This is a genomic window from Actinoallomurus oryzae (assembly GCF_039541955.1).
Lineage (GTDB): Bacteria > Actinomycetota > Actinomycetes > Streptosporangiales > Streptosporangiaceae > Actinoallomurus > Actinoallomurus oryzae.
Genome location: NZ_BAABHF010000041.1, coordinates 26,708 through 38,932 on the forward strand (window position 1 = coordinate 26,708; position 12,225 = coordinate 38,932).

Annotated in this window: 9 protein-coding genes; 6 read left to right on the forward strand and 3 right to left on the reverse strand. The window is 68.6% G+C overall.

Features of this window, described 5'->3' with window-relative positions; genetic code table 11:
* Positions 1 to 6: 6 nt before the first annotated feature.
* A complete protein-coding gene (locus ABEA10_RS32635) occupies positions 7 to 945 on the reverse strand; it encodes a ribose-phosphate diphosphokinase (RefSeq protein WP_345470503.1) in 939 nt (312 codons plus the stop codon).
* Positions 946 to 1,457: 512 nt separating this feature from the next.
* Here ABEA10_RS32635 and ABEA10_RS32640 point away from each other — a divergent pair.
* From ABEA10_RS32640 to ABEA10_RS32650, 3 genes are read left to right on the forward strand one after another with little or no spacing between them, the layout of a single operon-like run.
* The gene (locus ABEA10_RS32640) at positions 1,458 to 2,786 is read left to right on the forward strand and encodes a phosphoribosyltransferase family protein (RefSeq protein ID WP_345470505.1); all 1,329 of its coding nucleotides are present in this window, start codon (positions 1,458 to 1,460) and stop codon (positions 2,784 to 2,786) included.
* Between the two features lie 43 nt (positions 2,787 to 2,829).
* A complete protein-coding gene (gene ppsA, locus ABEA10_RS32645; RefSeq protein WP_345470507.1) occupies positions 2,830 to 5,238 on the forward strand; it encodes a phosphoenolpyruvate synthase in 2,409 nt (802 codons plus the stop codon).
* A complete protein-coding gene (locus tag ABEA10_RS32650; RefSeq protein WP_345470508.1) occupies positions 5,235 to 5,486 on the forward strand; it encodes a DUF1876 domain-containing protein in 252 nt (83 codons plus the stop codon). Before ppsA ends, ABEA10_RS32650 begins: the two co-directional genes overlap by 4 nt.
* A gap of 49 nt (positions 5,487 to 5,535) precedes the next feature.
* Here ABEA10_RS32650 and ABEA10_RS32655 read toward each other — a convergent pair whose 3' ends face one another.
* Complete coding sequence (locus ABEA10_RS32655; RefSeq protein WP_345470510.1) at positions 5,536 to 8,337, reverse strand: AMP-binding protein; 2,802 nt, start codon at positions 8,335 to 8,337, stop codon at positions 5,536 to 5,538.
* A 66-nt stretch (positions 8,338 to 8,403) separates the two neighbouring features.
* Positions 8,404 to 8,823 carry a CBS domain-containing protein gene (locus ABEA10_RS32660; protein WP_345470511.1) on the reverse strand — a complete coding sequence of 140 codons (420 nt, stop codon included), beginning with the start codon at positions 8,821 to 8,823 and terminating at the stop codon, positions 8,404 to 8,406.
* Between the two features lie 311 nt (positions 8,824 to 9,134).
* On the opposite strand from ABEA10_RS32660, the gene ABEA10_RS32665 reads away from it, so the two are divergent.
* From ABEA10_RS32665 to ABEA10_RS32675, 3 genes are all read left to right on the forward strand, one after another.
* Positions 9,135 to 10,091, forward strand: a complete 957-nt coding sequence (locus ABEA10_RS32665) for a sigma-70 family RNA polymerase sigma factor (RefSeq protein WP_345470513.1) — start codon at positions 9,135 to 9,137, stop codon at positions 10,089 to 10,091.
* A gap of 121 nt (positions 10,092 to 10,212) precedes the next feature.
* The gene (gene fbp, locus ABEA10_RS32670) at positions 10,213 to 11,373 is read left to right on the forward strand and encodes a fructose-1,6-bisphosphate aldolase/phosphatase (RefSeq protein WP_345470515.1); all 1,161 of its coding nucleotides are present in this window, start codon (positions 10,213 to 10,215) and stop codon (positions 11,371 to 11,373) included.
* Between the two features lie 47 nt (positions 11,374 to 11,420).
* Entirely contained in the window at positions 11,421 to 12,215 is a 795-nt protein-coding gene (locus ABEA10_RS32675) for a slipin family protein (protein WP_345470517.1), read from the forward strand.
* The last annotated feature ends 10 nt before the right edge of the window (positions 12,216 to 12,225 follow it).

Sequence of the window (12,225 nt, forward strand, 5' to 3'; positions counted from 1 at the left end):
GACGGGTCACGTGCGCATCATCAGATCATCCAGCGGCTTGTTCTGGTGCGCACGGCCGATCGCCTCGGCCAGCAGTGTCGCCACCGGTCGCACCTGGACCGACAGGTCCGGTGCCGGGATCGGCATCACGGTGTCGGTGACGATAAGGCGGCGAATCGGCAGGCAGCCCAGACGATCGGCCGCATCCGCCACCAGCAGGCCGTGCGTGGCGGCCACAACGATGTCGGGGGTGGCCCCGTGGGCAAGGAGGACACGGATGGCCGCCTCGATCGTTCCGCCTGTGCTGATCATGTCGTCGACGATCACGGCGGGACGTCCCTCGACCGTGCCGATGATCTCATCGGCCTGTACGGCCGTGCCGGTGAGGCGGGTCTTGCGTACCACGGCGACGGGCCGGTGCAGCAACGCGGCGTAGTGTTCGGCGAGCTTGACCGCGCCGAGATCGGGAGCCACGAGTATGGCCTCGTCCGGGATCGCCATCGCGGTGAGCGCCTCGGCCAAGACGGGAACGGCCGTCAGCATCTCTGCGGGAACACCACACATCGCCTCCAGCGCCGCCGTGTGCGGGTCCACGACGATCAGCCGTTGTGCCCCCGCCGTTGCCAGCACGTCGGCCATCACACGGCCACCGACCGCCTCGCCGGCTTGGCCACGCCGGTCCTGCCGGGCGTAGCCGAAGTACGGGACGACCGCGGTGACCCGACCGGCACCGCCTCGACGGCAGGCATCCAGCAACAGCAGCAGCTCGACCAGGTGCTCGTTGACGGCAGGTCCCGTCGGCTGCACGACATAGACATCCTCACCGCGCACATCGCCGACGATCGGCCGGAGCTCACCATCGGGAAACCGCGTCACCTCACACGGCACCACCTCAGTGCCGAGTGCCGCCCCCACGCCACCCGCGAGCGGACGATTCGCGGTCCCTGGCACGATCCGAGCAGTCATCCCCTGCCCCTCACCGCCGCGGCGAACTCAATTCCGTCATCGGGTCGCCCGCCGGGCTCGCCGTGTCCTCGGCTGCTACGTCTCCGTCGGCACGCGAAGACCTGCGAGGCGAACTCCCTCCGCCGGCATTATCCGGTTCAGGTAGTGGAGGTCGCCGTTCAGGCATAGTGCCCGTTCGGCCTCTCAGCCCTTCCCTAGACCTCTTTTGTCGGATTTCTCCTTCGCCAGAGGTTTACGGTCAAGCTCCCTCGCTCGTCTCGCAGGCCTAGTCCCACCCTCCCCCGCCTATGTGGGCCGCTCCAGGGACGAACGTCCTCAACCAGCGGGGACCATGGCGGCTTCGGCGATCGCCGAACGAACCACCCATCCTCACGCCGGTCGGCGAGTCATGCGCCGTCTCCGTCACGATCGGATGTGGCCGCCACCAGGCGGAGGGACACCCGCACGGAGGACCATCGGCCCTGGCCGCACCGGCTTCTCCGACGAAACGTGAGGGTGGGAGGGGCGAAGTCATGATGTTCGTTGATCGCGTTGATGCCGGACGACTGCTCGGCACCCGCCTGGAGCATCTGCGGGGCCAGGACATGGTCGTGCTCGGCCTTCCGCGCGGCGGTGTTCCGGTGGCGTTCGAGGTGGCACGGACGCTCGGTGTGCCGCTGGACGTCATCGTGGTGCGCAAGCTGGGCGTGCCGTTCCAGCCGGAGCTGGGAATGGGCGCGATCGGTGAGGACGGCGTGCGGGTCATCGACGAGGAAATCGTGCGCTTGGCGCATGTCTCCGCCGACGAGCTGGCGATGGTCGAGGCACGCGAACGCGCCGAGCTGCAGCGCCGCGCCGAGCGGTTCCGCGGGGGCCGGGTCCGGATACCGCTGGCGGGACGGACGTTGGTCGTGGTCGATGACGGGATCGCCACCGGGTCCACGGCGCGGGCGGCCTGCCAGGTCGCACGCGCCCACGGAGCGGCGCGTGTGGTGCTCGCGGTCCCGGTGGCCCCGCCGGAGTGGACCGAGCGGCTGGGACGCGACGCCGATGAGCTGGTCTGCCTGGAGACGCCGACACCGTTCTTCGCCATCGGGCAGTGGTACGCCGACTTCTCCCAGACCTCCGACCAAGAGGTCGTGGACTGCCTTCGCCAGGCCGCCGCGCTGTCCGGGCGGCCCATCGGCGTGGACAGCGTCCTGCCGCGGGATGAGGAGATCGAGGTGGGGGCCGGGCCGATACGGCTGGCCGGGCGCCTGACCGTCCCGGAGGATCCCCATGGGTTCGTCCTGTTCGCCCACGGCAGTGGCAGCAGTCGCTACAGCCCCCGCAACCGCTTCGTCGCCACGGCGTTGAACCGGGCCGGGCTCGGCACACTGTTGTTCGACCTGCTGACCGTCGAGGAGGAGGTCGACCGGGCCAACGTCTTCGATATCGAGCTGCTGGCCCGGCGCCTGGTCGACACCACCACGTGGCTCCGCACCCTGCCGGAGGCCCAGGGGCTGCGGGTCGGCCTTTTCGGAGCGAGCACCGGTGCCGCCGCGGCGCTGTGGGCCGCCGCCGAGCCGGACGCCGGTGTCGCCGCCGTCGTCTCCCGCGGCGGCCGTCCCGACCTGGCCGCACCCCGTCTGGCCGAGGTGGGCGTCCCGACCCTGCTCATCGTCGGTGGCCATGACGAAGTGGTGCTCGAGCTGAACCGCTGGGCGCAGGCCCGGCTGCGGTGCGAGAACCGGCTCGCCCTCGTGCCGGGCGCCACCCACCTGTTCGAGGAGCCCGGGGCCCTCGATGCGGTCGCCGACCTCGCGCGCGAATGGTTCGTCGACCATCTCGCTCGCGCTCCGCAGCCGGCGAGCCGCCCCTGAAATATCCGATGACCAGCCGGCCCGTCGCCGGAGGGAGACGATCGTGACACGTACGGACGACTTCGTGATCTGGTTCCCCGACCTCGGTCGAGGGGATGTCGGCGTGGTCGGCGGCAAGAACGCATCGCTGGGCGAGCTGATCAATAACCTGGGGAAGGCCGGTGTCCAAGTCCCCTGCGGATTCGCCACGACCGCGGACGCTTACCGGGAGTTCCTCTCGATGGGCGGCCTGCGCGAGGTCATCGCCGAGCAGGTCGCCCGGTTGCATCACGGCGTAGATCTGGCCGAAGTGGGCTGGACCATCCGGCAGGCGATGGTCGCGGCCGACCTTCCCGCCGGTGTCGCCCGAGCCGTCACCGGCGCATACCGCGCGCTCGGCGCGGCGCTGGGCCGTACCGATCCCGACGTCGCGGTGCGCAGCAGCGCGACCGCCGAGGACCTGCCCGAGGCCAGCTTCGCCGGACAGCAGGAAAGCTTCCTGGGCGTCCACGGAGAACAGGACCTGCTCGCCGCCTGCAAGCGCTGTTATGCCTCCCTGTTCACCGATCGCGCCATCCACTATCGCGAGGACCTCGGCTTCGATCATTTGAAGGTGGCGTTGTCCGTCGGCGTCCAGCAGATGGTCCGCTCCGACCTGGCCGGCGCGGGTGTGATGTTCTCGATCGACACCGAGACCGGCTTCCCGCGCACGGTGCTGATCAACGCCTCGTGGGGGTTGGGTGAGACGGTCGTCGGCGGGATGGTCGATCCGGATGAGTACCTGGTTTTCAAGCCGTTGCTGGACGAGTCCAGCCGACACCCGATCCTGTCCCGGACCTGCGGACGCAAGCAATGCAAGATCATCTACGCCGACGGCTCGTCGGGCGCACGCACACGGATGGTCGACACCGACGATGCCGAACGTGCCACCTATGTGCTCGACGACGAGGAGATCCTGACGCTCGCCCGGTGGGCCACCGCCATCGAAGGCCACTACGGCGTGGCCATGGACATGAAATGGGCCAAAGACGGACGCACCGGCGCGCTGTTCGTCGTCCAGGCCCGACCCGAGACGGTCCAGGCACGCCGCGAGGCCGCCCTGTTGCGCTCCTACCGGCTGCGTACCGGCGGCGAGCCGCTCACGAGCGGGCTCGCGATCGGCGACGCCATCGCCACCGGGTCGGTATGCGTCCTGCGCAGCGCCGCCGAGATAGACCGGTTCACTCCCGGTGCCGTGCTGGTCACCGAGATCACCGACCCCGACTGGGAGCCCATCATGAAGCGGGCCGCCGCCATCGTCACCGACCATGGCGGCCGCACCTCGCACGCCGCCATCGTCAGCCGCGAACTCGGCGTCCCCGCCATCGTCGGCACCACGAACGCCACCGACACGCTCACCGACGGGCAGCAGGTCACCGTCTCCTGCGCCGAAGGCGACACGGGCACCGTCTACGCAGGCATCCTCGATTACGAAGAACGCGAACTCGACCTGGCCGACGTCCCTGACACGCATACCCGGGTGATGCTCAACCTGGCGAACCCGGCGGCGGCGTTCCGGTGGTGGCGTCTGCCCGCCGACGGCGTCGGCCTGGCCCGCATCGAGTTCGTCGTCAACAACCACGTCAAGATCCACCCGATGGCGCTGATCCACTTCGCTCAGACCGACGAAACGGTCCGGCGGCAGATCGCGGAACTGACCCGCGGCTATGACGACAAGCCCGAATACTTCGTCGAACGCCTCGCCCACGGCGTCGCCCGCATCGCCGCCTCCCGGTGGCCCGATCCGGTGATCGTCCGGATGAGCGACTTCAAGACCAACGAGTACGCGAAGCTCGTCGGCGGCGAGGCCTATGAGCCGACCGAAGAGAACCCGATGATCGGCTGGCGCGGCGCCAGCCGCTACTACAGCGACGGCTACCGCGACGGATTCGCCCTGGAATGCCGCGCCATCCGACGCGTCCGCGAGGACATGGGGCTGCGGAACGTGATCGTCATGATCCCCTTCTGCCGCACCGTCGAGGAGGCCGACCAGGTTCTCCAGACGATGAGCGAACACGGTCTGACGCGAGGCCGGGACGGCCTGGAGGTCTACGTCATGGCCGAGATCCCCGCGAACATCATCCTGGCCGAGCTGTTCGCCGAGCGCTTCGACGGCTTTTCCATCGGAAGCAACGACCTCACTCAGCTCACGCTCGGTGTCGACCGCGACTCCGCCGCCTTGGCCCAGCTGTTCGACGAACGGAACCCGGCCGTCACTCGCAGCATCCAGCACCTCATCGCCACGGCCCACGCCCAGCACCGCAAGGTCGGACTATGCGGGCAACGGCCCAGCGACGACCCCGACTTCGCCCGCATCCTCGTTCAGGCGGGCATCGACTCCATCTCAGTCACCCCGGACAGCTTCCTCACCGTCAAACAGAACGTCGCCGGCGCCGAACGCGAGCGCGCTGAGAACGGAGATGAAATGCCATGAAGACCAAACAGTGGAGTGTGCAGATCAACATCGGTGAGGACGGCAAGAACACCCATGTACGTGCCACGCTCACCACGATGAACGGCATGACGATCGAGGGAAGCGGCCACGCCCGGCGGAATCCGCGAGACCGTGCCGTACCGGAGATCGGCGACGAGCTGGCCGCGGGCCGGGCGCTCATCGATCTGGGCCACCGCCTCGTACAGCTCGCCAACGCCGAGGTCGCCCAATCCGCCGCTGGCCTGTGAACGACCGCGGGAATGGGTGTCAGCCATGACGGTGACCGCAGTGTCGCGGTCACCGGATGCCGGACCGGTGCGCGATCGCCGCCTGAGCAGCCTGCCGGGCCTGAACCGCCGCGGCCCAGCCCGTACCTTCCGGCCGGATGGGCGACTCGACAGTGACGCGGACGGCACCATGCCGGGGAAAGCACCGGCCAGGGCACAGGATCGACCGGGTGCCCTGGATGGTGACCGGCACCACCGGCACCCCGGCGCGTGCCGCGCTGACGAAGGCGCCCATATGGAACGCACGGAGCCGGGGAGCCGCGGTCAGGCGTCCTTCGGGGAACATGACCAGGCGCTGTCCGCGTCTGAGGGCCGCGGTGAGCCGGGCGGTGTCGCGGACACCGCTTTCCCGGTCGACGCGTTCGACGAACTCAGTGCCCAGACACCGCAAGACGAAGCCGCTGAGCCGACGCCGGGCGTAGATCTCCCCGGCGACGAAACAGCACGACTCGGGGAGTACGGCCGTCAGCGCTGCGCCGTCGAGCCAGCTCGCGTGGTTGGCCACCGCGACCCACGCTCCCGCCGGAAGCCGATCGACGCCGACCACGGTGACCGGCGTCCCGGTGAGTCGGGCCAGCAGGCGGATGCCGGCACGTACGGCCCTGCGCCGTCGCCGCTGTCCGGGCATCACCGCCAGCGCTGCGAGCACCACGGGAAATATCGCGATGGCCAGCAGCCAGTCGTATGCGGCGAAGGCGACGGCCGTCCCCTCCCGGCACATCCGGTGGACGTGGTACCCGATCGAGCCGCAGGCGAGCGACGGCACCCGTAGCCAGACGGGCAGGGGGCGTCGCCGGAGGGTACCGCGCCGGTACATGGCCCGTGCCGCGGTGCGGCTGACCTTGCCGCTGGAGGTCTTGGGCACGATATGCGGTGCGGTGAGCACGACGTCGTCGGGCGGGGCGCCGAGCAGATCGACGACCGCGCCGGTGATCCGAGTCCGCAGCGCGGCGCGTGCCGCCTCATCGGCCTGCCGGGTCTCCGCCAGCACGACCAGCCGTTCGGTACCGGTGCCGGGGTCGGGCGCGGCGAACACCGCCACGCACCCCGCGCGGACGCCCTCAATGCCGCCCACCAGCGCCTCGATCTCTTCCGGGTGAAGATTGCGGCCGGCCCGGATGATGATGTCCTTCACCCGGCCTGTGACGTACAGCTCTCCGTCCGCCAGGTAGCCGAGGTCGCCCGTGTCGAGCCAGTCGCCGTGGCGGAGCGCCTGAGTGCCGGCCGGGTCGCGGTGGTAGCCGCCGGTCGCCGACGGCCCACGGAACTCGATACGTCCTTCTCGGCGATCGGCCAGCTCGCCCCCGGTTTCGCCGACCACGCGTATCTGGTATCCGGGCAGCGGCCGGCCACACGCGACGAAGCGCACCGCCGAACGATCATCATCTGCCGCACGGACCGCGCGTCCCGACCGAAGGAACCGTTCGCGTACGACGCGATCGATCATCGGGCCACGGCCCAGCGGCGGAAAGGTCAACCCGACACACGCCTCCGCCAGGCCGTAGACGGGCGTGATTGCCTCCGGGCGCAGCCCGTACGCGGCGAACCGAGCGGCGAAGCGCTCGATCGTGTCCGCTCTGACCGGCTCCGCGCCGTTGAACGCCAGCCGCCAGCAACGCAGATCGAGACCCTGGAGCTCAGCGTCGACGATCTTACGCAGACACAGCTCGTACGCGAAGTTCGGGCCGGCCGACATCGTCCCGCGTTGGTCACCGATGGCCCGCAGCCAGCGGGAAGGGCGGCTCAGGAACATCTGCGGCGGCATCACCACCAGCGGCACCCCGAAGTACATGCTGCTCAGCCACGCTCCGATCAAGCCCATGTCGTGGTAGAGGGGCAGCCAGCTGACGAAGGTGTCCGTTGGCAAGGCGGCCTCGGCGCGGCCCATGGCGCGGATGTTCGCGAGCAGTTCACGGTGGGTCAGCACCACTCCTTTGGGATGTCCCGTGCTGCCCGAGGTGTACTGCAACAGCGCGATGTCATCGCCGTCCGCGGTCGGCAGCCCGCCATCAGAGGCGTCCAGGTCACCGGGAACGAGAACATCACGCAAGGTCACCACCCGTGTCCGCAGACGCTGCCCGAGGGGTACCGCCTCGGGGACCGTGACCATCGAGGTCGCCTGCGCGTTCGTCAGGATGCGGTACTGGCGCTGTAGATGCTCGGCCAGCTGTGAGATCCGGGCGGGCGGGTAGACGGGCACGGGAATCGCGCCGGCCATGAGCACACCCATATAGGTCACGAAGTACGACCGGCCGGTCGGCAACATGATCGCGACCTTGTCGCCGGCCGCCAGCCCATGCTCGATCAGACCCGCCGCGGCCCGTGCGGCCTCACGGTTCAGCGCCCCGTACGTCACCTCCTCGGCGACGCCGGTCTCGTCGAGGACCCGGACGTGAGTGCGGTCGGGCACCATCTCGCCGTGCCATCGCAGGGCATCGACGAGCGTCGAGGCCTTCTCCGGCAGCGCCAGGCGGGCCGGCCGAGTACCGGGAACGGGTGGCGGTCGGGGGCGCTGAGCGGGCTCGTGCGGTGCGGCGCCGACATCACGCAACAGGTCTCGCGGCGTCTGGACGGTGGCCAGCGTCTCGGCGGGCAGCGCGACGCCGAACACCTCCTCCGCCCGCACGAGCAGCTCAGCGAGCTCAAGACTGCTCAGCCCCAGCTCACGCTCCAGCACGCTGTCGAGAGTCACCGTGGGACACGGATCGAACGGCCGTGTCTCCGCCGCCAGCCCGCGCACCAGGTCCAGGACGACCGCGACATTCCGATCACCGAACGGCTCGCGTTCGGGTACCGAGAATCCGGGGCTCACGCGATCATCTCCGGAACGTCGATCCAGCCTGGTCAGCGCCGCAGTCAGCCGCGCCTTCCCACCGCGTCAACCGCTCGCGCAGACCTCCTCGACGAAATGACCGACGGCCTGCTCGGAAAGATGACGGGACAGATCGGCCTCGCTGATCATGCCGACGAGCCGGTGGTCGTCGATCACCGGCAGCCGCCTGATCCGATGTTCTTCCATCAGGTGCAGCACCTGACCGGCGTCCTCGTCCGCACCGATAAAGACCGGGGTGCCCTGCGCGAGCGTGCCCGCAGTCGTCGTCGCCGGATCGCCACCCGCCGCGACGCACTTGACCACGATGTCACGGTCGGTGATGATCCCGTGCAGTCGATCATCATCACCGCAGACCGGCATCGCGCCAATATCAAGGTCACGCATCTGCTGCGCGGCGTAGACGAGCGTCTCGTGCTCTCCGACGCACTTTGCATCGGGGTGCATGATGTCGCGTGCTGTTGCCATAAGCTCCGCCCCCCTGATGTTCAGTTCCGGCCTTCCGGTCGGCCACCGGCACTTTGCATAGATCCTGCTGCGCACGCCGACGGCCCAGATAGAGGCAAAGGTCCTCACCGGCCAATAGCACCGACGCGAACCCGACCAGACGTTCGCAGCGGCGGCTGTTATCTCCGGTGCTTCTTCGGCCCTTGGTCACCGGCCACCGGGACCTTCGCCGGGCCGGCCGCAACGACGTCGGCAGGAGGATGGTCTTGTCGGCTGGTGGCTGCCGGGAAGGCTGAGGGATCATGGTGCGGGGCGAACGGTCAAGTGCGGTCATGCACCGGACCGAGCCGTCAGAGCCCTACGAGGAACCGAACCTTGTCCGCCAGTACCTGACGCAGATCGCCTCCACCCCGCTGTTGACCGCCGAGGACGAGGTTGAGCTCGGGCGGCGCATTCGGCAGGGCACGCAGGCGGCCGAGCGGCTGCACCAGGCCGACACCAGCGAGCACCGCCTGTCCGCACGGCAGCGGACCGCGCTGCAGGAGGCGGTACGGGACGGCCGGCAAGCGAAGGACCACATGATTCGTGCGAATCTCCGTCTGGTGGTCTCGATCGCCAAGCGGCACTCCAGGCGTGGCCTGCCGCTCCTGGATGTCATCCAGCAGGGGAACCTTGGATTGATCAGAGCAGTGGAGAAGTTCGACTATTCCAAGGGCTTCAAGTTCTCCACCTACGCGGTGTGGTGGATCCGCAAAGCGATCGAACGTGGCCTTGCCGAACAGGCGAGGGGCATCCGCCTCCCGCTCAATGTCGTCGAGGAGCTGGCCAGGGTCGGCCGTATCGAACGCCAGCTCCAGTTCGCCACCGGCCGTGAGCCGTCGGCCGAGGAGATTGCCGCACGCGCCGAGATCTCGCCCGGCAGGCTCAGCGAACTTCGCCGCGTCGCCCGTGAGACGGTGAGCCTGGACGCCCCGATCGGCGAAGACGGGAAGCTACGGATACATGACCTGATCCCCGACACCGAAGTTCTGGAGGCTTCCGACGTCGCGGAGTACCGGTCCCTGGTCGACCAATTGCGCGCGCAGATCGACACGCTCCCGCCCGAGGAAGCGATGGTCCTCACCTTGCGCTACGGCCTGCACAACGGCCGGACGCGCTCGCTCCGGAAGATCGCCAAGCAGATGCGCATGGGTGCCAGGCGCGTAGCCCGCCTGGAGAAACAGGCGCTGGCTCGCCTACGAGAACCCGAGCGCAGCCGCGAACTGGTGGATGGCCGTACAGCAGGTTAAGGCGGGCTGACCCACCGCAGACGGCGTTGTGGTCGCGGAGTCGAAGGTCCCCATGCCGATGGGACGTGGGCCTCTGCCCGTGGCGTGCCATCGTCGGTCTTGATGGTGGAGGGGAGAGTGGGTGATTTTCTTGATCACGTTGAGCATCATCAAGGCCGACACCGGCGGGTTCGTCGGTCATTCGGCGGTTCATCCGGACATGATGGCGGCGGCCCGGCACGCGATGGATCGGGCCGTACGGAGCGAGTTGTTGATCGACGGCCACGTCGCCTCCTGCGGCGACGACGTGTCGTTGATCATGACGCATCGTTATGGTGCCGACAGCCAACTGATCCATTCCTTCGCGTGGGACACGTTCCAGACGACCACGGGCGTGGCCCGTGAGCTCGGCTTGTACGGCGCGGGTCAGGACCTGCTGTCGGACGCGTTCTCCGGCAACCTGCGCGGCATGGGACCCGGCTATGCGGAACTGGAGTTCGACGAACGGCCCTCTGAGCCGGTCGTGTGCTTCCTGGCCGACAAGACCGAGCCGGGAGCGTGGAACTACCCGCTGTACAAGATGTTCGCCGACCCGTTCAACACCGCGGGGTTGGTGATCGACGCGAAGATGCATGCCGGGTTCGTCTTCGAGGTCTATGACCTGTTCGAGGAGAAGTGGATCTGCTTCGACTGCCCGGCCGAGCTGTACGACATGCTGATGTACATCGGCGCGCCGGCCCGGTACGTCGTGCACAGCGTCCGCTCCAAGACGCTCGGCGAGACCGCCGCGGCCACGAGCACGCAGCGGCTGTCGCTGATCGCCGGCAAGTACGTCGGCAAGGACGACCCTGTGATGATCGTACGGGCCCAGTCCGGGCTGCCGGCCCTCGGCGAGGTCCTGGAGCCGTTCGCGTTCCCGTTCACCGTGGGTGGCAGCATGCGCGGTTCCCACCATGCGCCGTTCATGCCGGTATCTGTCGGCCACGCGCACCCGGCACGGTTCGACGGACCGCCGCGGGTCGTGGCGCTGGGCTTCCAGATCCATGACGGTCGGCTGGTCGGGCCACGTGACCTGTTCGCCGATCCGTCCTTCGACGAGGCCCGCCACCAGGCGAACCTCGCCATGGACTACCTGCGCAGGCACGGCCCCTTCGAGCCGCACCGGCTCCCGCTGGAGGACCTGGAGTACACCACGATGCCGCAGATCCAAGCCCGCATCGCCAACCGCTGGACGCCACTGCCGTCCCCGCCCGTGCCCGCGACGGCAGGCCGGCCCGCGTCCGCGGGAGCCGCGAAGAGCTGACGGCGCATGCGCGGCGGCGGCGCTCAGGCGTGTGAGAGGTGGTTCCCATGGCCAATCTTGGCGTGGCAATCGTCCGCCAGTACGAGCGGGGGGTTGTGTTCCGGCTCGGCAAGGTGCGGAACGTTCGCGAGCCCGGTCTGCGGTTCATGATCCCACTGGTGGACCGGATGCGGAAGGTGAGCATGCGCACGGTCACCATGCCGATCCAGTCGCAGCAGATCATCACCAGGGACAACGTCTCGATCGGCGTCGCGGCAGTGGCCTACTTCCGCCGGGTGGACCCGGTGAAGTCGATCGTGGAGATCGAGAATGTCCAGGTCGCGGTCGGGCAGATCGCGCAGACCACCGTCCGGAACGTGGTCGGTCGTTCCCTGCTGGACCAGGTGCTGACCGATACCGAGAGCCTGAACGAGTCGATCAAGGACATCCTGGAACGCATCACGCGGCAGTGGGGCGTGTACGTGCTGCTCGTGGAGCTGAAGGACATTGAGCTGCCGGCGCCCATGCAACGGGCGATGGCACGGCAGGCCGAGGCGGAACGGGAGAAGAGAGCGAAGATCATCGCGGCGGAAGGCGAAGCGCTCAGCGCGGACAGGCTCGCCGAAGCCGCAGACGTCATCGCCGATCACCCTGTCGCTCTGCAACTGCGGAACCTGCAGATCCTCGGCGAGATCGCCGTGGAGAAGAACTCCACAATCGTCTTCCCGGCCCAGTTCCTCGACAGCGTACGGGCGGTGTCCCAGTTCATCGAGCGGGAAGCCCGCAAGGCAGGTATCGATCATCCGCTCGAACGCGGCCACGACGCCGAATCCCCGAGCCGGCCCGCAGCGGCCGTCCGGTAGGCGCCCCGGC

What these genes read in the sequence shown, in the direction of transcription:
- ABEA10_RS32635 (WP_345470503.1), bottom strand. Translation starts at nt 945, where the DNA reads ATGACTGCTCGGATCGTGCCAGGGACCGCGAATCGTCCGCTCGCGGGT.
- ABEA10_RS32640 (WP_345470505.1), top strand. Translation starts at nt 1,458, where the DNA reads ATGATGTTCGTTGATCGCGTTGATGCCGGACGACTGCTCGGCACCCGC.
- ABEA10_RS32650 (WP_345470508.1), top strand. Translation starts at nt 5,235, where the DNA reads ATGAAGACCAAACAGTGGAGTGTGCAGATCAACATCGGTGAGGACGGC.
- ABEA10_RS32660 (WP_345470511.1), bottom strand. Translation starts at nt 8,823, where the DNA reads ATGGCAACAGCACGCGACATCATGCACCCCGATGCAAAGTGCGTCGGA.
- ABEA10_RS32665 (WP_345470513.1), top strand. Translation starts at nt 9,135, where the DNA reads ATGCACCGGACCGAGCCGTCAGAGCCCTACGAGGAACCGAACCTTGTC.
- ABEA10_RS32675 (WP_345470517.1), top strand. Translation starts at nt 11,421, where the DNA reads ATGGCCAATCTTGGCGTGGCAATCGTCCGCCAGTACGAGCGGGGGGTT.